This window comes from Planotetraspora thailandica (genome assembly GCF_016863335.1).
Classification (GTDB): domain Bacteria; phylum Actinomycetota; class Actinomycetes; order Streptosporangiales; family Streptosporangiaceae; genus Planotetraspora; species Planotetraspora thailandica.
In genome coordinates this window covers 1-26171 of sequence record NZ_BOOR01000004.1, presented here as the reverse complement: position 1 = coordinate 26171, position 26171 = coordinate 1, and the positions used below count along the sequence as shown (strand labels likewise).

At 70.5% G+C, this 26171-nt stretch carries 22 protein-coding genes; 10 read left to right on the top strand and 12 right to left on the bottom strand.

Translation table 11 applies throughout. The features are described 5' to 3' along the window. Window positions 1-60 precede the first annotated feature (60 nt). From pafA to prcB, 3 genes are all read right to left on the bottom strand, one after another. Window positions 61-1419, bottom strand: a complete 1359-nt coding sequence (pafA, locus tag Pth03_RS01005; protein WP_203942147.1) for a Pup--protein ligase — start codon at window positions 1417-1419, stop codon at window positions 61-63. Window positions 1420-1602: 183 nt separating this feature from the next. Beyond that, window positions 1603-2397, bottom strand: coding sequence for a proteasome subunit alpha (gene prcA, locus Pth03_RS01000; RefSeq protein WP_203942467.1), 795 nt, complete (start codon window positions 2395-2397; stop codon window positions 1603-1605). 27 nt (window positions 2398-2424) lie between these two features. Continuing rightward, on the bottom strand, window positions 2425-3240 hold the full coding sequence (prcB, locus tag Pth03_RS00995) for a proteasome subunit beta (protein WP_203942466.1): 816 nt from the start codon (window positions 3238-3240) through the stop codon (window positions 2425-2427). Between the two features lie 266 nt (window positions 3241-3506). Here prcB and Pth03_RS00990 point away from each other — a divergent pair, with 266 nt between their 5' ends. From Pth03_RS00990 to Pth03_RS00960, 7 genes are read left to right on the top strand one after another with little or no spacing between them, the layout of a single operon-like run. Next, window positions 3507-4871: an extracellular solute-binding protein gene (locus tag Pth03_RS00990; protein WP_203942146.1), complete on the top strand. Its 1365-nt coding sequence runs from the start codon at window positions 3507-3509 to the stop codon at window positions 4869-4871. Next, entirely contained in the window at window positions 4858-5748 is an 891-nt protein-coding gene (locus Pth03_RS00985; protein ID WP_203942145.1) for a carbohydrate ABC transporter permease, read from the top strand. Before Pth03_RS00990 ends, Pth03_RS00985 begins: the two co-directional genes overlap by 14 nt. Then, complete coding sequence (locus Pth03_RS00980; RefSeq protein ID WP_239118673.1) at window positions 5745-6725, top strand: carbohydrate ABC transporter permease; 981 nt, start codon at window positions 5745-5747, stop codon at window positions 6723-6725. The genes Pth03_RS00985 and Pth03_RS00980 overlap by 4 nt, the downstream gene beginning before the upstream one ends. Then, on the top strand, window positions 6722-7795 hold the full coding sequence (locus Pth03_RS00975) for an ABC transporter ATP-binding protein (RefSeq protein ID WP_203942144.1): 1074 nt from the start codon (window positions 6722-6724) through the stop codon (window positions 7793-7795). The genes Pth03_RS00980 and Pth03_RS00975 overlap by 4 nt, the downstream gene beginning before the upstream one ends. 18 nt (window positions 7796-7813) lie before the next feature. Beyond that, complete coding sequence (locus Pth03_RS00970; RefSeq protein WP_203942143.1) at window positions 7814-9085, top strand: CehA/McbA family metallohydrolase; 1272 nt, start codon at window positions 7814-7816, stop codon at window positions 9083-9085. A 55-nt stretch (window positions 9086-9140) separates the two neighbouring features. Beyond that, entirely contained in the window at window positions 9141-10352 is a 1212-nt protein-coding gene (locus Pth03_RS00965) for a Gfo/Idh/MocA family protein (RefSeq protein WP_239118672.1), read from the top strand. Next, window positions 10300-13023, top strand: a complete 2724-nt coding sequence (locus tag Pth03_RS00960) for a glycoside hydrolase family 38 N-terminal domain-containing protein (RefSeq protein WP_239118671.1) — start codon at window positions 10300-10302, stop codon at window positions 13021-13023. The genes Pth03_RS00965 and Pth03_RS00960 overlap by 53 nt, the downstream gene beginning before the upstream one ends. Window positions 13024-13078: 55 nt before the next feature. Here Pth03_RS00960 and Pth03_RS00955 read toward each other — a convergent pair whose 3' ends face one another. Next, a complete protein-coding gene (locus Pth03_RS00955) occupies window positions 13079-13288 on the bottom strand; it encodes a ubiquitin-like protein Pup (RefSeq protein WP_203942142.1) in 210 nt (69 codons plus the stop codon). A 275-nt stretch (window positions 13289-13563) separates the two neighbouring features. On the opposite strand from Pth03_RS00955, the gene Pth03_RS00950 reads away from it, so the two are divergent. Then, a complete protein-coding gene (locus tag Pth03_RS00950) occupies window positions 13564-14409 on the top strand; it encodes a serine/threonine-protein kinase (RefSeq protein WP_203942141.1) in 846 nt (281 codons plus the stop codon). Window position 14410: 1 nt separating this feature from the next. On the opposite strand, the gene Pth03_RS00945 is transcribed toward Pth03_RS00950, so the two are convergent. From Pth03_RS00945 to Pth03_RS00925, 5 genes are all read right to left on the bottom strand, one after another. Continuing rightward, entirely contained in the window at window positions 14411-15784 is a 1374-nt protein-coding gene (locus tag Pth03_RS00945; RefSeq protein WP_203942140.1) for a cobyrinic acid a,c-diamide synthase CobB, read from the bottom strand. 99 nt (window positions 15785-15883) lie between these two features. Beyond that, window positions 15884-16432 carry a histidine phosphatase family protein gene (locus Pth03_RS00940; protein WP_239118670.1) on the bottom strand — a complete coding sequence of 183 codons (549 nt, stop codon included), beginning with the start codon at window positions 16430-16432 and terminating at the stop codon, window positions 15884-15886. A gap of 22 nt (window positions 16433-16454) precedes the next feature. After that, window positions 16455-17972 carry a depupylase/deamidase Dop gene (dop, locus tag Pth03_RS00935; protein ID WP_203942139.1) on the bottom strand — a complete coding sequence of 506 codons (1518 nt, stop codon included), beginning with the start codon at window positions 17970-17972 and terminating at the stop codon, window positions 16455-16457. A gap of 367 nt (window positions 17973-18339) precedes the next feature. Continuing rightward, the gene (gene arc / locus Pth03_RS00930; protein WP_203942138.1) at window positions 18340-20103 is read right to left on the bottom strand and encodes a proteasome ATPase; all 1764 of its coding nucleotides are present in this window, start codon (window positions 20101-20103) and stop codon (window positions 18340-18342) included. Between the two features lie 204 nt (window positions 20104-20307). Next, entirely contained in the window at window positions 20308-21171 is an 864-nt protein-coding gene (locus tag Pth03_RS00925; protein WP_203942137.1) for a tRNA (adenine-N1)-methyltransferase, read from the bottom strand. 136 nt (window positions 21172-21307) lie between these two features. Here Pth03_RS00925 and Pth03_RS00920 point away from each other — a divergent pair, with 136 nt between their 5' ends. Continuing rightward, entirely contained in the window at window positions 21308-22414 is a 1107-nt protein-coding gene (locus Pth03_RS00920) for a GNAT family N-acetyltransferase (RefSeq protein ID WP_203942136.1), read from the top strand. A gap of 6 nt (window positions 22415-22420) precedes the next feature. Here Pth03_RS00920 and Pth03_RS00915 read toward each other — a convergent pair whose 3' ends face one another. Then, on the bottom strand, window positions 22421-23659 hold the full coding sequence (locus Pth03_RS00915) for an aminotransferase class III-fold pyridoxal phosphate-dependent enzyme (protein ID WP_203942135.1): 1239 nt from the start codon (window positions 23657-23659) through the stop codon (window positions 22421-22423). Between the two features lie 66 nt (window positions 23660-23725). Next, window positions 23726-24631, bottom strand: a complete 906-nt coding sequence (locus Pth03_RS00910) for a carbohydrate kinase family protein (protein WP_203942134.1) — start codon at window positions 24629-24631, stop codon at window positions 23726-23728. A 43-nt stretch (window positions 24632-24674) separates the two neighbouring features. Here Pth03_RS00910 and Pth03_RS00905 point away from each other — a divergent pair, with 43 nt between their 5' ends. Continuing rightward, complete coding sequence (locus Pth03_RS00905) at window positions 24675-25265, top strand: TetR/AcrR family transcriptional regulator (protein ID WP_203942133.1); 591 nt, start codon at window positions 24675-24677, stop codon at window positions 25263-25265. Between the two features lie 25 nt (window positions 25266-25290). On the opposite strand, the gene Pth03_RS00900 is transcribed toward Pth03_RS00905, so the two are convergent. Next, a partial coding sequence (locus Pth03_RS00900) for an FHA domain-containing protein (protein WP_203942132.1) occupies window positions 25291-26171 on the bottom strand: 881 nt, incomplete at its 5' end.

The following is a 26171-nucleotide window of genomic DNA, read 5'->3' as shown; positions in this document are numbered from 1 at the left end:
AGAAAGACAGCAAGGCTCGGGTAACCCTACCCGAACCCGCTGTCTGAACCACGTAAGGGATCACATCCCGGCGATGAGCTTGTCAACCCTTTCATCGACGCTACGGAAGGGATCCTTGCAGAGCACCGTGCGCTGGGCCTGGTCGTTCAGCTTGAGGTGCACCCAGTCCACGGTGAAGTCGCGCCGCTTCTCCTGGGCCCTGCGGATGAACTCCCCGCGGAGCCTGGCCCTGGTGGTCTGCGGCGGCACCGACTTCGCCTCGAAGATCTTGACGTCGCTGGCCACCCGCTCGACGGCTCCGCGCTTCTGCAGCAGGTAGAACAGGCCGCGCTTGCGGTGGACGTCGTGGTAGGCCAGGTCGAGCTGCGCCACCCTCGGCGACGACAGCGGAAGGTCGTACTTCTGCCGGTAGCGTTCGATCATCTGATACTTGGTGACCCAGTCGATCTCCCGCGAGACCAGGTCGAGGTCGCCCGTGTCCACCGCACGGAGCGTGCGCTCCCAAAGCTCCAGGACCCGCTTGCTGGTCTCGTCGCCGCCGCGGCGGTCGACGAAGTCCCGCGCCTTGGTGAGGTATTCCTGCTGGATCTCCAGGGACGAGGCCTCGCGGCCGTTTGCCAGGCGCACCCGGCGGCGGCCCGTCATGTCGTGGGAGACCTCGCGGATCGCCCTGATCGGGTTCTCCAGCGACAGGTCGCGCATCACCACGCCGGCCTCGATCATGCGCAGCACGAGGTCGGTCGCGCCGACCTTGAGCAGCATGGTCGTCTCGCTCATGTTGGAGTCGCCGACGATCACGTGCAGCCGGCGGAACCGCTCGGCGTCGGCGTGCGGCTCGTCACGCGTGTTGATGATCGGGCGGGAGCGGGTCGTGGCCGAGGAGACCCCTTCCCAGATGTGCTCGGCCCGCTGCGACACGCAGTAGACGGCGCCGCGCGGCGTCTGCAGCACCTTGCCGGCTCCGCAGATGATCTGCCGGGTGACGAGATAGGGGATCAACACGTCGGCCAGCCGGCCGAACTCCCCGTGGCGGCCGACGAGGTAGTTCTCATGGCAGCCGTAGGAGTTGCCGGCCGAGTCGGTGTTGTTCTTGAACAGGTAGATGTCTCCGGCGATGCCCTCTTCGCGCAGCCGCTTCTCGGCGTCGACCAGGAGACCTTCGAGGATTCGCTCCCCCGCCTTGTCGTGGGTCACCAGCTCCACGACGTTGTCGCATTCAGGGGTGGCGTATTCGGGATGGCTGCCCACGTCCAGGTACAGGCGCGCGCCGTTGCGGAGGAAGACGTTGCTCGATCGGCCCCAGGACACCACTCGCCGGAACAGATACCGGGCCACCTCGTCCGGCGACAACCTGCGCTGCCCGCGGAACGTGCAGGTCACGCCGTACTCGTTCTCCAGCCCGAAGATGCGTCGATCCATCACCTCACCCTATTCCCCAAAAGTGACAACCGGATAGGGATCACCTGGTAATTACCCCGTTTCGCGGGAAGCCGCACCACCGCACGTCAGAGGCATTGATGACGCGTGATCGAAAAACGCGGCCGTCCCGGCGGGGAAATACGCCGGTACGGCCGCGCGGAAAAGCACTGCCGGAAAAAACGGTTACTCGGCCGAACCGGTGTCGATGTCGCCGTCCGGCCCGGTGGGCGGCCCCGTGGGAGCCTCACCCTCCGGTTCCTCGGCGGGGGCCGCGCCCTCCGGCGTCCCGCCGGGGGGCGCGGCCTCGAGCAGGCGCTCGAGCCGGGGCCCCGTCAGGCGCTGGAACTTGCGGTGCTCCCGGCCGCGGTCGAGCACCGCCACCTCGAGCTGGGCCGCCGGCGGCCGCTCGCCGCCCGGCTCGGTCAGGGCGGCCAGGGCCGCGTCGAGCGCCTCGGGGAGCGGCAGGTTGTCGCGGTAGCGCTCCTTGAGGCGTCCGCCGACGGCCTCCGCCTGACCGCCGATGACGGCCATGCCCTGCTCGTCGAAGACGGAGCCGTCGAAGGTCAGCCGATAGATCTGGTCCTCGGCGGGGCTGTCGCCGACCTCCGCGACGACGATCTCGACCTCGAGGGACTTGATCGACTCGGTGAAGATCATGCCGAGCTGCTGGGCGTACAGGTTGGCCAGGCCCCGGCCGGTGACGTCGCTGCGGTTGAAGGTGTAGCCGTTGATGTCGGCGTAGCGGATGCCCGCCAGGCGCAGCGACTCGAACTCGTTGTACCGCCCCACCGCGGCGAAGCCGATCCGGTCGTAGATCTCACTGATCTTGTGGAGCGCCTTGGACGGGTTGGGGGCCACGAACAGGATGCCGTCGGCGTACTGCATGACCACCACGCTGCGGCCTCGCGCGATGCCCTTGCGCGCATACTCCGCCCTGTCCCGCATGATCTGCTCGGGTGAGGCATATCCAAAGGGCATGGACACGGGGGTTTTCCTCTCTTCGCGTTAGCGCAGCGGTGCGGTCGGTCCGTCGGGGTCGGTCATCCGCAGATCCAGCATGGACTGCACGAGCTCGGCGACCTCGGCGTCGGGCATGCGGCGGAAGCCGTCCGCGGTGATCACCGCGATCACCGGCCAGATCTTCCGCGTCACATCGGGGCCGCCGGTCGCCGAGTCGTCGTCGGCCGCGTCGTAGAGCGCGTTGAGGCAGACCTTGACGGTGTCCTCAGGGCTGGCGTCCTCCCGGTACAGCTTCTTCAGCGAGCCCCGCGCGAAGATCGAGCCCGAGCCGATCGCGTGGTAGTTGCGCTGCTCGTACGGCCCGCCGCCCACGTCGTAGCCGAAGATCCGGCCGGCGTCCGTGGCGGGGTCGTAGGCCGCGAACAGCGGGACGACCACCAGGCCCTGCATGGCCATGGGAAGGTTGCCGCGAATCATGGTGGCCAGGCGGTTGGCCTTGCCCTCGGTCGACAGCGAGCGACCCTCGGTCTTCTCGTAGTGCTCCAGCTCCACACGGTACAGCCGGGCCATCTCGATGCCGGTGCTGGCCGTGCCGGCGATGCCCATGCACGAGTAGTCGTCGGTGCGGAAGACCTTCTCGATGTCCCGCTGGGAGATGATGTTGCCCGAGGTGGCCCGCCGGTCGCCGGCCATCACCACGCCTCCGGCGCAGGTGGCCGCGACGATCGTGGTCGCGTGCGGGATCTCGTCACTCACCCGGGCGGCCGGCGCCTGGGCGCGGGCCGGCAGCAGATCGGGCGCGTGCACGTTCAGGAACTCCGTGAACGACGAGGATCCCGTATATGTGAAGAGGTTGTTCATCCAGGCCTGCTGAGATGCCACGCGACTCCCTCCAAGCGTGCGTTGTCACGCACGACCCTACTCATGTCTCCGCACTGGTTGCACTCTTCCCGATCAGCTCAGCGCGAACCGTACTTCTTGATCGCTTTCCCGGCGTTCCTCGCACGGGCATCGCGGGCCGGGCCTGACCCGTTCACCAAACCGTTTCTTTACACGTTCTTTACGCCTCAGTAGTCGCGTGCGACTGTCGATTTGTCTGTACGTCATGACTTCGACGGGGAGGTCTCATGAGACGCGGACTCGCGGCGCTGGCAGGAGCCGTACTCGTCCTGGCGGCCTGCGGCACCGGAAACGAATCCTCTGACGGCGTCACCCTCGTCATCGCGGCGAACGCGATCTCCGGGGGCAAGAACGCGGAGACGGCCGACTGGACCGAGAAGTGGGTCATCCCCCGGTTCGAGGCCGAGCAGAAGGCGAAAGGCCGCGTGGTCCACGTGGTGTTCCAGCCGAGCGGGGTCGACGACGAGCAGTACAAGACGAAGATCGCCCTCGACCTCAAGTCGCGCGCCGGAGCCGACGTGATCGACCTGGACGGCATCTGGGTGGGCGAGTTCGCCCAGGCGGGGTACATCAAGCCGCTGCCCGACGTCGCGGGACCCGAGGCCGAGTCCTGGGAGGGCTGGAGCCGGATCCCGCAGGCCGTACAGGGGCTGGGCGTCTTCGAGGGCAAGAAGTACGGCCTGCCGGAGGGCACCGACGGGCGGGTCCTGTACTTCAACAAGGACCTGTTCGCGAAGGCGGGGTTGCCGGCCGACTGGCAGCCGAAGAGCTGGCAGGAGATCATCGACGCCGGGAACGCGCTCAAGAGGGCGGGCGTGCCGGTGCCGATCCAGCTCAACGCGGGCACCGCGATGGGTGAGGCGACGACCATGCAGGGGGCGCTGCCGCTGCTCGCCGGGGCGGGGGCGCAGATCTGGGCCGACGGCAAGTGGACGGGCGGCTCCCAGGCGCTCAAGGACGTGCTGGGCTTCTACCGGCAGATCTACACGACCGGGCTGGGCGACCCCAGGCTCCAGCAGGAGGTGCAGGGCAGGGACAAGTCGTTCGCCCAGTTCGCCGAAGGCAAGATCGGCATCCTCGCCGAGGGCGACTACTTCTGGCGGGCGGTCGTCGAGCCGAAGGCAGGGGTCGCGCCGATGCCGAACAGGGACGCGGCCGTCGGTTACGCCCTCATCCCCGCCAAACGCCCCGGCGCCGGCATCCGGGGGCAGGACTTCGTGAGCATGTCGGGCGGCGCCGTACGGGTGCTGAACCCCAACTCGAAGAACCCGAAGCTCGCGTGGGAGCTGCTCGCGTTCATGCACTCGGCCGAGGCCACCACGTCGCAGCTCGCCGGGGCGGCGCGCATCACCTCGCGCACCGACGTCAACGACCAGGTGCTGTCGGCCGACCCGATGTTGAAGTTCGTGTCGGACAAGGTGCTGCCGATCACCGCGTACCGGCCGCCTCTGGCCGTCTATCCGCAGGTCTCGACCGCCCTGCAGGAAGCCACCGCCGCCGTCGTGTCGGGCGGGTCGGTCGACGAGGCGGCCGCCGCCTACCAGCGCAAGGTCGAGGCCGTCGTCGGCGGCCCCGCCAATGTCGCCGGCTGACCCTGCGGGGCTCGGGCGGGCGCGGGCCGCCGGATTCGTGCTGCCCGCGCTCGTCCTCATCGGGGTCTTCCTCGTCTTCCCCGCGCTCTGGACGATCTATCTGGGCCTGACCGACTACCGGCTCACCGGGCTGGCCGCGGCCGACCCGCAGGTGGTGGGGCTCGGCAACTACACCTCCGCCCTGGAGGACGAGCGGTTCCGCAACTCGCTCTGGCTCACCGTGCAGTACGTCCTGGGGTCGGCGGTGGTGGGCCAGGCGGTGCTGGGGTTCGCCCTCGCGTGGGTGCTGCGGAACCGCCCGGGGCCGGTCAAGCGGGTCGTCGAGGGCCTGGTGCTGCTCGCGTGGATCCTGCCGTCGTCCGTGGTCGCCTTCCTGTGGATCGCGCTGCTCGACCGGGACGCGGGCACGCTCAACGCGCTGCTCCACACCCCCGGTTTCGCGTGGCTGCTCGACCACCCCATGCCGTCGATCATCGTGTTCAACGTCTGGAGGGGAACCGCGTTCTCGATGATGCTGTACGGCGCGGCCCTGGAGAACGTGCCGCCCTCCCACCTGGAGACGGCCAGGCTCGCGGGGGCGTCGACGTTTCAGCAGCTCAGAGATGTGGTGTTGCCGAGAATCAAGGGTCACGTGCTGACGAACCTGCTGCTGATCAGCCTGTGGACCTTCAACGACTTCACGTCGTTCCAGATCACCGCGGGCGGCCCCGAGGGCCGTTCGGAGATCCTGCCGGTGTACATCTACAACGTCGCCCTCAGCGGCGGGCAGCTCGGATTCGGCGCGGCGATCTCGTTCCTGGTGCTGCTGGTCAACCTCGTCTTCGCGTTCGTGTATCTGCGCCTGCTGCGCGGCCGCCGCGAGGCGGTGTCCCCATGACCCGCGAGGAGCCCGACCAACACCACCCGCCGCCACGGAGCGAGGGGCGCGGCCGCTTCTGGACTGAGGAGCGCCCGCAGCGAGGAACGAGCGAGGACGCGACGAGGGAAGACGCGGCCTCCAGGCGCCCCGAGCCGCGCGAGCGAAGCGAGCGCAATCAAACACGCCATGCGCTGGCGACGATCGGGAGGGCGACGTTTCTCGCGGTGGTGCTGGGGTTCTTCTCGTTGCCTCTGCTGTGGCTGGCGTCGGCGCCGTTCGACGCGCACCCGTCGATCACCACGTCGGTTCCGGAGTTCACCCTGGCCAACTTCCGCTCTCTTCTGGACAATCCGTACGCGCTGAGCTCGCTCGGCAACTCGGTCATCCAGGCGGGCGGCAGCGCGGCCCTGGTGGTGGTGCTGGCGGCCCTGGCGGCGTACGCCTTGTCCCGCGTCAGGGTGCCGGGCCGCGACGCCCTGCTGTACCTGCTGCTCCTGCTGTCGTCGGTGGTCACGGGGACGGCGGCGATGGTGCCGCTGTTCGAGCTGGCCACCCGCCTCAACCTGATCGACACCCATCTCGGCGTGGTACTCACCCTGTCCGGGGGCCTGCTACCGGCGGCGATCTTCATCCTGAAGGACTTCATGGACGGCACACCCGCGTCCTACGAGGAGTCGGCCCGGGTGTTCGGCGCCTCGCCGCTGCAGATCCTGCGGCACATCGTGATCCCCCTCGTACGGCCGGGCCTGGCGACGATCGCGGTGTGGGCGGTCGCCAACGTGTGGGGCAGCTTCCTGCAACCGTTCATTCTGCTGCGCGACCCCGGCAAGTCGCCGGGCGCGGTGATCCTCTACACCCTCTACACCGAGGGCGGTGCGCCGCGCCTCGACCTGATCTCGACGTTCTCGCTGCTCTATTCGCTGCCGGTGGTCGTGATGTACGTCTTCGTGAGCCGCAGGTACGGCTTCCGCTTCCACGGAGGGATCAAGCGGTGATCTCGCTCAGCGGTCTGACCAAGGAGTTCCCGGGCGGGGTCCGGGCGATCGACTCCCTCGACCTGGAGATCGCCGACGGGGAGTTCTTCGCCCTGCTCGGGCCGTCCGGTTGCGGGAAGACGACACTGCTGCGCACGATCGCCGGCCTGGAAGCCCCCACATCCGGAAATGTCAGTATCGGTGGCGTCGACGTCACCGGGACGCCCCCGGGGCGGCGGGACGTCGCGATGGTCTTCCAGGACTACGCGCTGTTCCCCCACATGGACGTCACGGCCAACATCGCCTACCCCCTGCGGATCAAGAAGGTGCCCCGGGCGCGGCGAGAGGCGCGGGCAGCCGAGACGGCCTCCCGCCTCAGCCTGTCCGGACTGCTCGCCCGCAGGCCCGGCCAGCTGTCCGGCGGCCAGCAGCAGCGGGTCGCCCTGGCCAGGGCGGTCGCGAGCCACCCCAAGGTGTTCCTGTTCGACGAGCCGCTGTCCAACCTCGACGCCCGGCTGCGCCTGGAGGCCCGCACGTTCCTCAAGCGCCTGCAGCGCGAGCTCGCCGTGACCACGGTCTTCGTGACGCACGACCAGGGTGAGGCGCTCGCGCTCGCCGACCGGATCGCAGTGATGGACGCCGGCCGGATAGTGCAGGTCGGCACGCCGCCGGAGGTCTTTCACCGGCCGGCCGGCACGTTCGTGGCCTCCTTCATCGGCTCCACTCCGATGAACCTGCTTCCCGGGGCGGCCCAGGGCGGCGCGCTTCACGTGGCCGGCGTGGTGCTCCCCCTCCCTCCCGGCGTCGAGGACGGCCCGCTCGTGTACGGCTTGCGCCCGGAGTATGCGGATCTATCACAATCCGCTCCGCCGGAGAGGAACGCGTCCTTCGCGGGGAAGGTAGCGGTCGTGGAGAACCTCGGCACCTCCTATCTCGTCACCCTCGACACCGGTGACGCCCTGGTGCAGGTCGTCGTGCCCGAGGGCCCGCCGGGTACGGGCGCACCCGAACCCGGCGCTCCCGCCTGGGCCGTGCCCCGGCCCGGCCGCGCACTGCTCTACCGCGACGACGCACTGCTGGCCCACATCTGAGCGAAGGAGTGACCGCGCATGGCCGTACCAGCCGAGCGACGCAGGCGCACGCCGCGGCGGTCCACGACGATCCGGGGCACGTGGACCCTCGACGACCGACTGACCGGCCCGGTCAGGGAGGTCGAGGTCGAGATCCCGGCGGGCACCGCCGCCCTGACCGTGCGGCTCGCCTACGACCGCTCGGCCGGCGTCCTCGACCTCGGGTGCTCCGGGCCGTACGGCTTCCGCGGCTGGTCGGGCGGGGCTCGCACCGAGTTCACCGTCGCGCCTCAGTGGGCCACACCCGGCTACCTGCCGGGCGAGATCGAGGCGGGGGTCTGGCGGGTGTGGCTCGGCCTGCACCGCGTGCCCCTCGACGGCCTGCCGTACGAGGTGACGGTGATCACGCACGTGCGGCCGCCGGCCATGCCGCGTGACCATCCGAGCCGCCGCGGGCGGGCGCCGCGGTCGTTCCACCCGGTGCCCGCGGCCACCCGCAGAGACCTGCCCACGCTCGACGGGTTCGGCTGGATGGCCGGCGACCTGCACGCCCACACGCACCATTCGGACGGCTCGCTCAGCGTCTACGAGCTGGCGTGCCTGGCCGCCGACCGCGGGCTGGACTTCCTGGCCGTCACCGACCACAACACGACCAGCCACCACGCCGAGTTGCCCGCCGCCGGCGCGCTGGCCGGAATCATGCTGGTTCCCGGGCAGGAGGTCACCACCGACCTCGGGCACGCCAACGCCCTGGGAAGCCTGGACTGGATCGACTTCCGCCGCCCGGCGCGCGAGTGGGCGAAAGCCGTACAGGACCAGGGCGGGGTGTTGTCGGTCAATCACCCGCTGGCGGCCGACTGCGCCTGGCGGCACCCGGCGGACGTGCGCCCGCGCACGGCCGAGCTGTGGCACTGGAGCTGGTGGGACCGCACGTGGGGCGCCCCGCTCGCATGGGCGCAGACGTGGGCCGACGACCTCGTCGTCGTGGGCGGCGGGGACTTCCACCGGCCCGAGGAGGGACATCCGCCGGGCGCCCCGACGACGTGGGTGCTCGCCGACCGGGCGTGCGACGGCCCGGAGGCGGTCGTGCGCGCGGTCGAGGACGGGCGGACGGCGGTGTCGGCCTCTCCTGACGGGCCGCTGCTGCTGCGCCACGGGGAGGTGTTCCTGGTCGTGGGAGGGGACGGACTGATCTTGTGGGGGCCGGAGACGCGGACCGTGGTGCGCGGAGACCGCGTGATTCTGCCCGCCCGGCCCGGCGTGCACCGGTTGGAGACGCCCTCCAACGAGGTGATGGCCCTGTGCGGATGACCGTGTGGCCGGGCGGCACTGTGGGAAGGTCAGGGGGCATTCGGCGAATCCGCGCGTGACCACGCTCAGACGTGAGGGGTTGGTGGACGTGGACGTGGTGAAAGTGGCCGTCGTGGGGCTGGGGGTCGCGGCCCAGGTCGTCTACCTGCCGTTGCTCGCCCGGCGCCGCGACGTCTTCCGGGTCACAGCCGTCTGCGACCTGGACGGCGGCCACGCCGAGGCGATCGGGCGCGAGATCGGCGCCGCCGCCTTCGACGACCCGATCGCCACGCTCGACGCCGGCATGTCGGGCGCCTTCGACGCGGTGATCATCCTGACGAGCGGCTCCCACGGGCCGCTGGTGCGGGCGGCCCTCGACCGGGGCCTCCCGGTCCTGTGCGAGAAGCCGCTCGCCTACAGCCTGGCCGAGCTGAAGGGCATCCCGAGGGACGCCCGGCTCATGGTGGGCTACATGAAGCAGTACGACCCGGCCGCCCAGCGCATGCTCGACACCCTGCACGAAGTGGGCGGGGCCATGGCCGTGCGCCACCTGGACGTCACCGTGCTGCACCCGTCGGACGAGTCGCAACTGCTGTTCGCGAGGGTCCGCGCGGCCAAACCCGCGCCGGAGCGGGTCGCCCCCTACCTGGAGGCCGACGACCAGGCGCTCGCCACCGCGCTCGGCACCTCGTCGGAGCGGCTGCGGCGGCTGTACTCCCGGGTCGTGCTGGGGAGCATGTGCCACGACCTGTCCCTCATGCGGTTGTTCACCGGGTCGGCCGACACCGTCGACCACGCCGCGGTCTGGCCCGCCGACGCCTTCCCGCCGTCGGTCGAGGTGAGCGGGACGCTGCGCGGCGACGGCGCGGGCCGGTACGGCCTGCGCTGGCACTATCTGCCCGGCTACCCCGCTTACCACGAGACGGTCGCGGTCCACCACGACCACGGGTCGATGGAGCTGCGCTTCCCCTCCCCCTATCTGATGAACGCGCCCACGACGCTCACCTGCCTGTCACGGGTCGGCACCACCGAGCGGCGCACGGTCCACCGCGACGTCGCCGAGGCGTTCGAACGCCAGCTCGTCGCCTTCCACCGGTTCGTCACCCAGGGGGAACCCCCGCTGACCGGGCTGCAGGGCGCGCTGGAGGACATCGTCACCGCCCAGCGGATCGTGCGCCGCTACGCCGAATGGGCCGGACATCCCCTGGGCGGCGAATGCGTCGAGGAGAGCGACAGTGACCCCACAGCCGCAGAACAGCCCGCAGAACGGCTCTCAGAACTGCTCTGAGCAGCCGCAGGTCGTCGTCGTCCCGCACACCCACTGGGACCGGGAGTGGTACCTCCCGTTCCAGCGTTTCCGGATGGGCCTGGTCCGGATGCTCGACGACGTGCTGGCCGCGATGGCCGCCGACCCCGCCTACCGGTTCACCATGGACGGGCAGCTCGCGGCCGTCGAGGACTACCTGGAGATCCGGCCCTCCCGCCGCGACGACCTGGTGCGGTTCGTCGCCGAGGGCCGTTTCGCCGTCGGCCCCTGGCTGATCCTCGCCGACGAGTTCCTCTGCTCGGGCGAGACCCTCATCCGCAACCTCGAGTACGGCATGCGCGGCTCGGACGCGCTCGGCGGAGCGATGCGCGTCGGCTACCTGCCCGACCAGTTCGGGCACTGCGCACAGATGCCGCAGATCCTCGCGCTGGCCGGGCTGCGCCGGGCCTGCCTGTGGCGCGGGGTGCCCGCGCACGTCGACCGCGACACCTTCGTCTGGACGGGCGCCGACGGCACCTCGGTCACCACCCGCTACCTCCCCGGCGGGTACGGCAACGCCGTCGCGCTGCTCAGCGGCCCGCCCGAGGGGCAGGCCGAGCGCTCGGCCGCGTTCGTCTCGGCCGCCGAAGGCTGGAGCTCGGGCGGCCCCCTGCTCGCGATGTACGGAGCCGACCACACGGCCCCCGACCGGGCGATCACGTCGGCCGGGCTCGCCGTGGCCACCCTCGGCGAGTTCATGGACATGCTCATGGACACGGCGGACCCCGCCGATCCCGTGCCCGAGGTGCGCGGGGAGTTGCGCTCGCACGCCCGGGCCAACGTGCTGCCCGGCGTGATCTCAGCCCGAGTGCCGCTGAAGCAGGCGATGGCCCGGGCGGAACGGGTGATCGCCCGCTACGCCGAACCGCTGGCGGCCCTGTGGCCGGTCGACGGGACCGTCGCCTCCCGGCTGCTCGACATGGCCTGGAGGCGCGTCATCGCCTGCAGCGGGCATGATTCCGTCACCGGGTGCGGATCCGACGAGACCGCTCAGCAGGTGGCCGCGCGCATCGCCGAGGCCGAGCAGATCGGCCAGGCCGTCGTCGACCTCGTGGGGGCGACGCTGGCCGCGGGGGCCGCCAGAGACTCGATCGTGGTGGTCAACCCGTCGCCGTTCGAACGCTCCGGGCTCGTGCTGGCCGACGTGCCCGAGCATCGGGCGGCGCTGGTGACCGGCGACGGCCTGGCCGTACCGGTGCAGCGGCTGGAGCACGCCCCCACCCTGCTCGACGAGACCCTCATGGACGATCTGAGCCGGCTGCTCGGCCGGGTGCACGACCGGGAGCTGTTCGGCCGGGAGATCGTGTCCTGGGCGGCGGAGCCCGGCCGTGACGGGGGTGGCGGCGGCGTGTTCACGATCACGGTGAGCCGCCACGCCTCCGGCGCCTACGACCACGAGGAGCTGCGCCGCGCGCTCCTGGAGGCGCGGCCGGGGCCGTGGCTGGTCCGCACGGTGGCCGAGCCCGTGGTCACCGTGGCCGCGCACGTCACCGTCCCGCCGCTCGGGCGGACGGTGCTGACCGCGTCCGTGCCCCGCTTCGGCGGCCCGCGCCCGGCGCTCGGGTCCGCCCCAGTAAGGGGGCCCGTTCACGGAGCCGGCACCCACACGCTGGACAACGGGCTGCTCAGCGTGCGGGTCGCCGCGGACGGCACGCTGTCGCTGCGGGGCCTCGACGGGACCGAGGTCCACGGCGTCGGCCGCATCGCCCATGGCGGGGACGCGGGCGACACGTACAACTACGCCCCTCCCCCTGACGACGTGGTCATGGACGCGCCCGTGCGGGTGACCGTGGAGGAGATCCATTCGGGACCCCTCGTGTCCGTGCTCGACGTGGTCAGAACCTACGAATGGCCCGCGCGGACGGAGGTGCGCACCCGGGTGGAGCTGCGGACCGGCGAGCCGTACGTGCGGCTGGACGTCTCGATGGACGTACGCTGCCGCGACCATCGCATCAGGTGGCACGCTCCCCTGCCGTACGCCGCCGGGGAGTCGTTCGCCGAGGGGCAGTTGGCGGTCGTGCGCCGCGGCCTGACCGCCGAGGGCGGATGCGGCGAGGAGCCCGTGCCGACCTTCCCGGCGGAGTCGTTCGCCGCCGCCGGCGGGCTCGCGGTGCTGCTCGAGCACGTCACCGAATACGAGGTCGTGGACCGGTCGGAGCTGGCGCTCACGCTGGTCAGGTCGGTCGGCCTGCTGTCACGCGACCGCAACCCCTACCGGGACGAGCCGGCGGGCCCGCAGCTCGCCACCCCGCGCGCCCAGTGTCAGGGGCCGTGGTCGGCGAGTCTCGCGGTGCTCCCGTACGGGGGGACCTGGCACGAGGCGGCACTGCCGCGCCTGGCGGAGGAATTCAGGCACGGCATGCCGGCTTTCCCCGGCACCGGGGCCGGGGCCCCGCCGGTCCCCTCATGGGAAGGACTCGCCGTCTCTGGCGACGGCGTCTTGATGACGGCGTTGCGGGAGAGGGACGGATGGCTGGAGATCCGGCTGGTGGCCGAGTGGCCCGCGGCCACCGAAGCCGTGATCCACGGGGGTTTCACCCACGCGCGCCTCGCCGGCGCGCTCGGCACCCCCGCCGCCCCGCTGGAGGTCGCCGAAGGCGCGGTACGGCTTCCGCTCCGCCCCTTCGAGATCGCGACCGTTCAGCTGTCCTGAACGCAGGCGAACCCCCGCACGGCCAGGCCGGCAGGAGCTCACCCCCGGGATCGCCCTACTCGCCGCCCTTTTGCACGTAGCTCCGCACGAACTCCTCGGCGTTCTCCTCGAGGACCTCGTCGATCTCGTCGAGGATCGCGTCGACGTCGTCGGTGAGCTTCTCCTGGCGCTCCTGAACGTCGGTCGGCGTCTGCGCCTCGACCTCTTCGACTTCGTTCTCCTGGCGGCCGGTCTGCTTCTGGCCGCCGGTGTCCTTGGTCGCCATGCCTGCTACCTCCGCTGCTCGGGGGATGTCCCTCTCCTCCTATTTTCCCCGAACCGGACGACAATTCGCGCGCAGAGCCTCGCGATCTTTCTCCCCCGGCACCGGGCCACCCGGCCAGACAACCCTGCTCACCGCTGCGGCGCAACCCCTGGCCGGATGCCTGGAGATCGGATCGTTATCCCCAGCGGGCCACCCGCCGTCACTGCTCACCGCCGGACCGGACGACAATGTGGTTGCTCAGCCCGGGGGCGGCTGCAGTGTGAATCGGGGAGTTGATGGCAACGGATCGGCGGCACCTGCTCGGAGACCGGTACAGGCTCGTGTCACCGCTCCGCCAGGAGGACGGCGGCGTCATGTGGCAGGCCCATGACCTCCGGCTCAAGCGCGACGTCGTGGTCAAGGAGGTGCGCCCGCCCGCCGGGACGGGCGCGGACGACCTCGCGGCGGCCCGGCAGCAGGCCCTGCGTGAGGCCCGGTCGGCAGCCAGGCTGACCCATCCGTCCGTCGTGACGGTGCACGACCTCCTGGAAGACCAGGGGCGCCTGTGGATGGTGACCGAGCTGCTGCGCGGCCTCACGCTCGACGAGACGGTGCGGCATCTTGGCCGGCTTCCCGTCCACTGGGCGGCCTGGGTCGGCTTCCAGCTCCTGGCGGGCGTCCAGCACGCGCACGTGGAGTCGATCGTGCACGGCGACGTCAACCCCTCCAACGTCCTGCTGACCGAGGACCGGGTGGTTCTCACCGAATTCGTGTTCGCAGGGTCGGCCGGGACGCCCCGGCGGCCGGGCTCCCGCCTGTCGTACACGGCGCCGGAGCGGCTGCTCGGCGAAGCGGCCACCGCGGCCTCGGACCTGTGGTCGTTCGGTGCCACCCTGCACTTCGCCGTGGCGGGACGAGCGCCCGGCGAGCCCGCCGACGCCGCAGGCGACGACGACTCCTCCGACGCGGCCGGGCCCCTGCGGCCGGTGCTCGACGGCCTGCTGCGGGCCGATCCGGCCGAGCGCCTGTCGGCGGATGCCGCGTCCGCGTTGCTGGTCGACCTGCTCCGCAGGCAGGGCATCGCGGCGGCCCTTCCGGGACGGCGCGCCGAGGCGCTCCAGCCCGGCGCCTTTACAATGTAGATCAGGAGGATGGCCGGGCGGCGTCGACCAGCCGCGCGGCGAGCCGGGGGCTGCCGGCCCAGTGCAGATGCAGGTAGGAGGCCAGCACTGCCCCCCGGACGTGCCCGTCGGCGCCGTCCCGCCACCGGAAGACGGGCTCGCCCGGCGGCGTGCAGACCGTGCGGTGGAACTCGTGGCCGCGGAACCGCTCCCCCTCCCGGGTCAGCAGCGTGTCCCGCACGGCCACGGCGTCCCGGTAGCCGAGTGTGAGCCGCCGGGTCATCTGGGCGGTCGTGTCGAGCACGCCGCACATCTCCAGCCCGTCCAGCTCGCGGCCCAGATAGAGCAATCCGGCGCACTCGGCCGAGATCGGCCCCCGGAAGGCGGCCACCTGGCCGCGGAGCGGCACGTTGGCCGACAGGGCGCTCGCGTAGACCTCGGGGAACCCTCCGGGCAGGACCAGGCCCCCGGTGCCCTCGGGCAGCGCCTCGTCGTGCAGAGGGTCGAAGGTGACGACCTCTCCCCCGGCCGCCTCCAGCAGCTCCACGTGCTCGGCGTAGCCGAACGTGAAGGCCGCCCCGCCCGCCACGGCGATTCTGGGACGTTGCGCCGGCGCGGGCGTCCCGTCGCGGCCCACCGCCTCCTCAGCGCTCCACGCCGGCCCCGGCAGGGCCGGCGCCGACCGCGCGAGCCGTACGAGGCCGTCGAGGTCGCAGGACTCCGCGACGAGGGCCGCGAGGCGCTCGGCCGTACGGACGGCCTCGGCCCTGCGCTCCGCCACCGGGATCAGGCCGAGATGGCGCGACGGCGTCTCGATCTCGGCGGCCCTCCTGATCGCGCCGAAGACGGGCACGCCGGCGTCTTCGAGCGCGCCGCGGCAGATCTCCTCATGCCGCTCGGAGGCGAGCCTGTTGAGGATCACCCCGCCGAGCCGGATCCGCGTGTCGTAGGAGGCGAATCCGTGCACGAGAGCGGCCACGGACTGCCCCTGGCCCGCCGCGTCGACCACGAGCACGACGGGGGCGTCCAGCAGCCGGGCCACATGCGCCGTCGAGGCGTGATGGTCGTGCCGCCCGGCGGCGGGTGCTCCCGGACCGGGGGCGACACCGTCGAACAGCCCCATGACCCCCTCGATGACGGCGACGTCGGCGCCGGCCGAGCCGTGCAGGAAGAGCGGGGCGATCAGGTCCTCGCTCGTGAGCCAGGGGTCGAGGTTGCGGCCCGGCCGCCCGGTCGCCAATGCGTGGTAGCCGGGATCGATGTAGTCGGGCCCCACCTTGTGCGGCGACACCCGCATGCCCCGGCCGGCGAGGGCCGCCATGAGGCCGGTCGCGACGGTGGTCTTCCCCGTGCCCGACCCTGGGGCCGCGATCACGAGCCGGGGAACGCCGCTCATCGGTCTACCTCGTTTCCGCTGTGCGGCGGGCCCCCTGCCGCGCCGCCGCCCGAGTGTACGACGGCGGCACGCCTCCCTCGGCTCCGGCTTCCCTGCGGATCAGGCTCCGGCTCCCAGGCGGAGGTTCCAGCGGCCGTCTCTGCCGGTCAGCTCGACCCGGCCCAGCGGCCCGACGTCGACCCGCCAGAATGCCCCAGGAGGGGCGCCGAGGGCGTGCACGACGGCCGCGCGGATCACCGCCGGATGGGTGACCCCGACGGCCCGGCCGGGGGCCTGCTCGGCCAGCCAGGCGCGCACGCGTCCGATCAGGTCGTGCACCGACTCCCCTCCGTGGGGGGCCGCGCCGGGGTCGGCGAGCCAGCGGCCGACGCCCTCGGGGTCGTCCGCCTGCACATCCGCCAGCGTGCGGCCCCGCCAGCTCCCGAAGTCGCAGTCACGCAGCCCTTGAACCGACTCGGCCTCCAGGCCGAGCCACCGGGCCGTCTGCGCGCACCGCAGCTCCGGCCCCCTCAGCGCGGCCGTCGGGCCCTCCCAGGGGCCGCTCCGGCCCGTGAGCCTCCTGCCGTCGACGGGCTCGTCGGCGGGGAAGGCCGCAGCCACCATGGCCGCCGTGAGGGCATGGCTGACGAGCGTCAGGCGCGTGGTCACCGGGGTTCGGCGGGGAGCCTGCTCACCTTTCGCCGGTCAGGGCCGCCACCAGATCGGCGGCGGTCCGGCATCGGTCGAGGAGATCGCCGACGTGCGCTTTGGTGCCCCGGAGGGGTTCGAGGGTGGGCACCCGCTGCAGCGACTCCCTGCCGGGAATGTCGAAGATCACCGAGTCCCAGGAGGCGGCGGCCACCGAATCGCTGTACTGGCGCAGGCACCGGCCGCGGAAGTAGGCCCGCGTGTCGGTCGGCGGCATCTCGATCGCCCGACCCACCTCGTCCTCGTCCACGAGCCGCTGGATGCGGCCACGCGCGACGAGCCGGTTGTACAGTCCCCGCTCGGGCCGGATGTCGGAATACTGCAGGTCGACGAGCTGCAGGCGCGGGTGGCTCCACGACAGGCCGTCGCGGGTGCGGTAGCCCTCGAGCAGTTCCAGCTTGGCCACCCAGTCGAGCTCCCTGGACAGCTGCATCGGGTCCTCGGCGAGCCGGGTGAGCACCGACTCCCAGCGGTTGAGCACGTCCTTGGTCATCTCGTCGACGCTGGAGCCGTACCGGTCCTCGACGTACTTGCGGGCCTGCTCGAGGTACTCCATCTGGAGCTGGACGGCCGTCATCTTGCGGCCGTTGCGGAGGGCGATCTCGTACTTGCAGGTCGGGTCGTGGGACACGGCGCGCAGGGCCGCCACCGGCGACTCCGCCGACAGGTCGGTGGTGAGGAACCCGTCCTCGATCATGGCGAGGACGAGAGCCGTGGTTCCCAGCTTCAGATACGTCGAAATTTCCGACATGTTGGCATCGCCGATGATGACGTGCAGCCGGCGGTACTTCTCGGGGTCGGCGTGGGGCTCATCGCGGGTGTTGATGATCGGCCGCTTGAGCGTGGTCTCCAGGCCGACCTCCACCTCGAAGAAGTCGGCCCGCTGGCTGATCTGGAAACCCTCGCCCCGTGAATCCTGCCCGATGCCGACCTTCCCCGCCCCGCACACGACCTGCCGGGAGATGAAGAACGGCGTGAGGTGGCGGACGATGTCGGCGAACGGCGTCGCCCGGCGCATCAGGTAGTTCTCGTGGCACCCGTAGGAGGCGCCCTTGGCGTCGGTGTTGTTCTTGTAGAGCTGGATCGGGGCGTTGCCCGGCATCCCGGAGGCGCGGACGGCGGCGTCGTGCATGACACGCTCGCCCGCCTTGTCCCAGATCACCGCGGCACGCGGGTTGGTGCACTCCGGCGTGGAGTATTCGGGGTGGGCGTGGTCGACGTACAGCCGGGCGCCGTTGGTGAGGATGACGTTGGCCAGCCCCAGGTCCTCGTCGGTGAGCTGGCTCTGGTCGGCCACCTCGCGGGCGAGATCGAACCCACGCGCGTCGCGGAGCGGGTTCTCCTCCTCGAAGTCCCATCGAGCCCGCCTGGCGCGGGCGGCCGAAGCCGCCAAATACGCGTTGACGACCTGCGAAGAGGTCACCATCGCGTTCGCCCCGGGCTGGCCGGGCACGGCAATGCCGTACTCGGTCTCGATGCCCATCACCCGCCGAACCGTCATGCGCACCCCGCCTGCTTCAGGCTGTCGTTCCGCCGTTATATCCCCGAGCCTAGCCCCTTCTCTATGCCCGGCTGCCAGACAGTTACGGCTCCGATCCCAAGGGACTTTGTGCAAGAACGTACGGCTGGGCCGGAGAAGCCACCACCTGGATGCCTTTGCGGGCATGCCGTCCCGGGACCAACGGCCCGTCCAACATGCCCGGGAAATGAGCACTGACCAGGTTTTATGCCTATCACCGCGATGGCCGTACAAAGCAAAACGAAAGCGGCACGATCCCTTCGGATCGTGCCGCTTTCCGACTTTCTTTATTTTCTCCAACCTCTTGAACATCCCGGGGGTTTAGCCCGCACCGGATGCCGCCGAGAGATCAGAGGTACTGTCCGGTGTTGGCCACCGTGTCGATCGACCGGCCGGCCTCCGTGCCCTGCTTGCCCTGCACGAGCGTGCGGATGTAGACGATCCGCTCACCCTTCTTGCCGGAGATGCGCGCCCAGTCGTCGGGGTTGGTGGTGTTGGGCAGGTCCTCGTTCTCCGAGAACTCGTCCACGCACGCGGCCAGCAGGTGCGCGATCCGCAGGCCCTTCTGCCCGGTCTCCAGGAACTCCTTGATGGCCATCTTCTTGCCGCGGTCGACGATGTTCTGGATCATCGCGCCGGAGTTGAAGTCCTTGAAGTACAGGACCTCCTTGTCGCCGTTGGCGTAGGTCACCTCGAGGAAGCGGTTCTCCTCGCTCTCGGTGTACATGCGCTCCACGACCCGCTGGATCATGCCCGCGATCGTGCCGTCACGGCTGTCGCCGTGCTCGGCCAGGTCGTCGGCGTGCAGCGGAAGATCGCTGATGATGTACTTCGAGAAGATGTCCTTGGCCGCCTCGGCGTCCGGCCGCTCGATCTTGATCTTGACGTCCAGGCGGCCGGGCCGCAGGATCGCCGGGTCGATCATGTCCTCGCGGTTGGAGGCGCCGATCACGATGACGTTCTCCAGGCCCTCGACTCCGTCGATCTCCGACAGCAGCTGGGGGACGATGGTGTTCTCCACGTCGGAGGAGACGCCGGACCCACGCGTCCGGAAGATCGAGTCCATCTCGTCGAAGAACACGATCACCGGGGTGCCCTCGGACGCCTTCTCGCGCGCCCGCTGGAAGACCAGGCGGATGTGCCGCTCGGTCTCGCCGACGTACTTGTTCAGGAGCTCGGGGCCCTTGATGTTGAGGAAGAAGCTCTTACCGGACTGGCCGGTCTTCTCCGCGACCTGCTTGGCGAGGGAATTGGCGACGGCCTTGGCGATGAGGGTCTTGCCGCAGCCGGGCGGGCCGTACAGGAGCACGCCCTTGGGCGGGCGCAGCTTGTGCTCACGGAACAGGTCGGCGTGCAGGTAGGGCAGCTCGATGGCGTCCCTGATCTGCTCGATCTGCCGACTCAGGCCGCCGATCTCCTGGTAGGAGATGTCGGGGACCTCTTCGAGCACGAGCTCTTCGACCTCGGACTTGGGGATCCGCTCGTACACGTAGTTGGAACGGGGCTCCAGCAGGAGCGAGTCACCGGCGCGGATCGGCTGGTCGAGAAGGGACTCGGCCAGCTTGACGACACGCTCCTCGTCCGCGTGCGAGATGACGAGCGCACGCTGCCCGTCCTCCAGGAGCTCCTTCAACATCACGATCTCGCCGACGTCTTCGAAGCCGAGGGCTTCGACCACGTTGAGCGCCTCGTTGAGCATGACCTCCTGGCCACGCTTGAGCGAGTCGACGTCGACGGCCGGGCTCACGTTCACCCGCAGCTTGCGGCCGCCGGTGAACACCTCGATCGTGCCGTCTTCCCTGGCTTCGAGGAACACTCCGAAACCCGACGGCGGCTGGGCCAGCCGGTCGACCTCTTCCTTGAGTGCGACGATCTGGTCTCTGGCCTCCTTGAGGGTGGAGACCAGCCGCTCGTTCTGGCTCGTGAGGGCGGCCACCTGCGCCTGCACCTCGTGGAGACGTTCTTCGATGACTCTGGCCTGCCGGGGAGATTCCGCCAGCTTCCGGCGCAACGCGGTGATCTCCTCTTGCAGGAAGGAGACCTGTGTTGTGAGATCCGCGACCTCCCTTTCGCGCTGCGCGGCTCGAGCCTCAGCGTCGTCGCGAGCTGCCACGCCCCGTCACCTCCTTCCCCGTCGAGAACGACTACTCAAGACCCTACCTATCTTGGCGCTGTACGTAACCTGGCCGGGCAGTGTTCGTGTAGTTACATTGGGTGTCCGCCGTTTGATGCCATATGGAACGTTTATTCTCGCAGCATAAGGAACACACCCATTTGTTCCCTTGTCACCTGGCTTTGCCGGTTTGTAGCTGAATCGTCACTCTGTTTCGGTGCCCTCCCCATACGCCCCCTTCGCTGGACGCCGGCGCCTCGGCGGGGGCGTGACGCCGTCCGCCATGCGACGAGCGGTGACGAGAAAGCCGGTGTGGCCGACCATCCGGTGGTCCGGCCGTACGGCCAGGCCCTCGACATGCCAGTCGCGAACCAAGGTCTCCCACGCGTGGGGCTCGGTGAAACTCCCGTGTTCTCTGAGGGTCTCCACCGTTCTGGACAACTGAGTCGTCGTCGCCACATAGCAGCAGATAACACCGCCGGGGGTCATCGCCTTGGCGGCCGCGTCGACGCACTCCCAGGGGGCGAGCATGTCGAGGATCACGCGGTCGACGTCGGTCTCGTCGAGCGCGTCGACGAAGTCGCCGACGACCAGCCGCCACTGGTCCACGGGCCCGCCGTAGAACTTCTCGACGTTCTTGGTGGCCGTCTCGGCGAAGTCGGGGCGGCGCTCGTAGGAGGTGACCGAACCCTCCGTCCCCACCGCGCGCAGCAGGAAGCAGGTGAGGGCGCCCGACCCCACCCCGGCCTCCACGACCCGGGCGCCGGGGAAGATGTCGGCCATGCCGACGATCTGCGCGGCGTCCTTGGGATAGATCACCGCCGCGCCGCGCGGCATGGAGACGGCGTAGTCGTGCAGCAGGTGCCGGAACGCCAGATACGCCGTGCCCCCGGAGGACCTGACCACGGACCCCTCAGGCTGACCGATCAGCTCGTCGTGCGGGATCGACCCCTTGTGCGTGTGGAAGACGCCGCCCTCTTTGAGCGTCACCGTGTGCCGCTTGTTCTTCGGGTCGGTGAGCTGAACCTGATCTCCGGCCTGGAAGGGGCCGTGCCTGCGAAAACCCATGGTGAAAAGGCTATCGGGCGCCGAGGGCGCACCCACCGCCCACGAGCCGGACAGAACGTTACAAGCCGGACACCTGGCACCTACTACTAACACAAATCTACTGGTGCATCAATGGTGGTACTGGTAGCAATTGGGCATGTTGCCCCGCGAACCCCTCACCGCCGGCCCCGTGATCCTCCGCATTCCCGAAGACAAGGACCTCGACCCGCTCATCCGCGCCTACGCCGACCCGGCCGTCACCAGGTTCATCCCGTTCGTGCCCGAGGAGTACGGGAAAGACGACGCCCTGGCCTGGTTCGCGAAGGCGCAGGACGCCTGGGAGGGCGGCGGAGCCCAGTTCGTGATCGCCGACGCGGGCACCGGCGAGTTCCTGGGCGCCTCGCTGCTGAAGCCGCCGGACAGGTTCGGCAACAGTGAGATCGGCTACATGCTCGCGCGGTGGGCCCGGGGCCGCGGCGTGGCGACGGCCGCAGTCCGCTCGCTCACCGATTGGGGCTTCTCCCACGGCATGCCGCGCATCGAGTTGCTGACCGGCGTGGAGAACATCGCCAGCCAGCGGGTGGCCTACCGGTCCGGGTACACGCGAGAGGGCGTGCTTCGCGAGGAGTACGCCACGCTGGACGGCGTCCGCCACGACTCGATCGCCTTCTCCAGGCTGGCGGGCGACCCCAGTGATCCGATCGAGCCCTTCCTGCCGTTCTTCCCCGGCGGCTTCCCCTCCGGGTCGCTGACCGACGGCGTCGTACGGCTCTCGCCGCTGGTCCCCGGAGACGCCGACGACTACCACGCGATGCAGTCCGACCCCGAGTCGTACAAGTACAGCGTTCCGCCGCAGGCGCCCTCCTACGCCGACAGCGTGATGCGGTGCCGGCACGCAGGCATGTGGTGGTTGTCCGGCCAGCGCGTGGAGCTCGCCATCCGCCGGGCCGGGACGGGCGCGTTCGCGGGGCACATCCAGCTGGCCAACGTCGTCGCGCCGCTGGAGCAGGCCATGGTCGGCTACAGCCTCCACCGCGACCATCGGGGGCACGGCCTGATGACGCGCGCGGTGAACCTGCTGGTCGAGTGGGCCTTCGAGCACACCGCGCTGCACCGGATCATCGCGGGCACCGCCCTGGAGAACACGGCCTCACAGCGGGTGCTCGAACGGGCCGGATTCACCCGCGAGTTCATCGTGAAGGGCCTGCTCCCCCGTCCGGACGGCACCCGCGTGGACGATCTCCAGTGGGCGCGGCACCGCTGACGGCGGTCAGTCGGCTCCGAACGCGGCCCGCAGCTTCGCGAAGGCCGCGTCGGTGCCCTGGAGCGCCCGGTCGATCTCCTCGTCGGTGTGGGCGGCCGAGAGGAACCAGTTGTGCCAGGCATGAAGGAAGACGCCCTCGTCCAGGCAGGAACCCGCCCAGTGGAGCGCCTTCTCCAGGGTCTCGTCGCCTTCGAACGACAACCAGGGCACCTGGACGGGCCCCGTCTGGTTGACGACGAACCCGTGCGAGGTCGCCTGGGCGGCCAGGCCCTCGCGCAGCCGGGTGCCCGCACGGCGCATCAGCGCCACTCCGTCCTCCTCGCGAAGGATCTCGATGGTCGCCTTCGCGGCGGCCATCGCGGTCGCGGAGAACCAGAAGGAGCCGGTCGAATAGAGCGACTGCGCCGCGCAGCGCAGCGCGTCCGCGCCGGTGACCGCGGCGATGGGGAAGCCGTTGGCCATGGCCTTGCTCCAGGCCGTCAGGTCGGGGCGCACGCCCAGCGGCTCCCAGGAGCCGCGCAGGTCCAGCCGCCAGCCGGCCCGCACGTCGTCGATCACCAGGGCGGCGCCGAGCCGGTCGGCCAGGGCGCGCACCCCGCGGGCGAACGCGGTCTCGGCCAACTCCTGGTCCTCGAAGGAGTCGTGCTTGAACGGCGTGACGAGGATGGCCGCCACGTCGCCCTCGGCCTGGGCCGCCGCGGCCTCGGCCGACGCCAGGTCGTTGTAGGTGAACTCGATGGTGTCGGCCCGCTGGTTGGGGGTCACGCCGGACAGGCCGGGGGTGCACCACGGGTCGGCGCCGTGGTAGGCGCCGTGGGCGACCAGCACCTTGGTCCTGCCCGTGGCCGCCCTGGCCACCATCAGCGCCTGCGTGGTCGCGTCCGTGCCGTTCTTGGAGAACATCGCCCAGTCGGCGGACGGGATGAGGTCCACCAGCAACTCGGCGAGCTCCACCATGATCGGGCCGGGCCCGTTGAGGCAGTCGCCCGCCGCCTGCTGGGCGGCGGCGGCCGCCTCCACCCGCGGATTGCGGTGCCCGACGATCACCGGACCCCAGCTGCACATCAGGTCGACGTACTCCCGGCCGTCGGCGTCCCACTGCCGGGCCCCTTCGCCCCTGACGAAGAATTGGGGGTACTTCTCGCCGTGCAGCGCGGCGTTCAGGTGGCCGTACATGCCTCCGGGGATCACCTTGGCGGCGCGGCTGCGCAGTGAGGCGTCACCGGTGGTCGGTACGTCGCTCATATGACGGGCTCCTGTTCCCGAATTCACGAAAAGAGAGGGCGAGGACCTTCACCGGTCCCCGTACGGCTAGGCGTCGGTGACCGGCCCGTCCAGCCCGGCGTCCGAGCCGAGACCGCCCGCGACCCGGGCGGCGACGGCCGTGCCGAGCCTCGCGGCCCCCACGACATCCCTGCCCTCGATGAGCCCGGCTACGAACCCGGCGCAGTAGGCGTCGCCGCATCCCGTGGTGTCGACCACGGGCACGTCGAGCGCGGGCACCCGCGTCAGGCCTTCTTCTGTGGCGACCAGGCTGCCCTCTGCGCCGAGCGTGATGAGGACGCCGCGCGGCCCCTCGGCCAGCAGCGCCGCGGCCGCCTCCTCGACGGTGGCGGCCCCGGTGAGCAGGAGCGCCTGCTCCTCATTGGGAAGGAAGTAGTCGACGTGCGGCAGGAAGGCCCGCACCGCCGGCATGAGGTCGGCCATGTTGGACAGGAGGTCCATGGTGACCGCCGTACCGCCCTCCCGCGCCTTGTCGACGAGGTCGAAGAACGCCGGGTCGTGGAGTCCCCACGTCACGTCCATGCCGCCGAGGTGGACGACCTGGGCCGCGGTGACGCGCTCCTGGTCGATGTCGGCGAGCGACAACCCCAGGTTGGCGCCGGGGACGTGGAACGACGGCCGCCCGCCGTCCGGGCGGATCGGCAGGATGGAGGCCGCGGTCTGCTCGCCGGGCTTGCGGACGATTCCGGCGACGTCGACCCCTCGGTTGCGCATGACCATGATCAGGAAGTCGCCGAGCTCGTCGTCGCCCACCGCGCCGAGCGAGGCCACGGGGACGCCGATCTTCGCGAGGTCGACCGCGGTGCCCGCCGCCGCCCCCGCGGCGGTGATGCGCATCTGCTCGACCAGGTGGGTGTCCTGGCCCTCGGGGATGGATTCCACCGGGCGCGCCAGCACGTCCACAATGTGAACGCCAAGTGTGACAACCGACATGTGCGGATAATAGACGGGCGACCGACTAAAGGAACAGAGGGCAATGCCGAAGATCGTGAATCACGAGGAACGCCGTGACGAGGTGGTCGAGGCCACCCGCCGGATCATCCTGCGCGACGGCCTCGAGGCCGCGACCACGCGGGCCATCGCGAAAGAGGCCGGCTATTCCAATGGGGTGCTGACCCACTACTTCGCCGACAAGGACGACATCCTGGTCTCGGCGCTGGAGGCGTCACACCGGCGCATCGCCGAACGCCTGGCCCGCAGGCTGTCGGGCCGCAGCGGCGTCGACGCACTGCGGGAGGTGCTCATCGACAACGTGCCGCTCGACGACGAGCGCGCCGCGGAGACCGGCTTGGAGATCGGCTTCTGGGGGCGCAGCCTCACCAGCCCGGGCCTGCTGGAGGTCCAGCGGCGCGAAGCCGCCGACCTCCGCTATCTCGTGGGCAGCCTCCTGCGGGCCGCCGCCGAAGCAGGGCAGATCCGCACGGACGAGGACCTCGACGATGTGGCCGAGCGGCTGCTCGCGCTGGTCGACGGGCTGAGCGTGCACCGGCTGCTCTATCCGGACCGGCTCACCGGGGAACGCCTCGAACGGCTGATCCTCGGCGAGCTCGACCGACTGCGCCCCTGACGGCCGCCTCTACGGCAGCCGTGCCTCACCCCTGCCGCTGGGGCTCGTAACGCATCGTCCGGGACACCCCGACGCGTACGGCCGTGCCGGGGGTGATCACGACGTGCTCGTCCGGCGGGATGTCGTAGAAGTTCGGATCGCCCGGCGGCTGGATCTGCGTGCCGTTGACCGAGCCGAGATCGATGAGGTTGACGTCCCAGTCCTCCAGGGCGACCCGCAGGTGACGCCGGGACACCGAGCCGTCGGGGCTGGTCACCCGGACGGGCCGGGCCTTGCCCGCCTGCACCTCCGCGGCCCGCTCGGGGTCGCGGCCGAGCACGTAGTCGCCGTCCAGCGGCAGCGTCACCCCGTCGTCGAGTACGAGAGCCCCGAGCAACGGCCTCGGTCCCTGGTATTTGATCGCGGCCAGCTGGTCGATCGCGATGCCGCAGACCGCGCAGAAGGACGCGCGCGGGTCGTTGAAGTGGTCGTTGGTGCAGTCGACGCCCAAGACCAGCGGCCCCTGCGCCGCCGCGGAATCAGACCCCGTGTCGAACTGGGTCGCCTCCTCCTGGTCGGAGGGCTGAGGCTGGTCGAACGGGGGCTGGTCGAAGGGGGGCGGCTGATCGAAGGAGGGCTGATCGAACGGGCCTGAGGGCGGGCCGAGGGGGTCGTCCTGGCGGCTGTCCGCGTGGTTGTCAGCACGGTTGTCCGGGCGATTATCGGGGCGGTTGTCAGCGCGGTCGTCGGGGCGCTGGCCGAGCAGCGGGTCCTCTCCGGGAGGCAGCTGGTCGAAGAACGGACGCTGGTCCCGGAAGGGCTGCTCGCCGAACGCCTGCTCACCGAAAGGCGGCGGCGTTCCGTGCTCTCCGAAAGGCGGCGGCGTTCCGTGCTCTCCGAAAGGCGGCGGCGTTCCGTGCTCTCCGA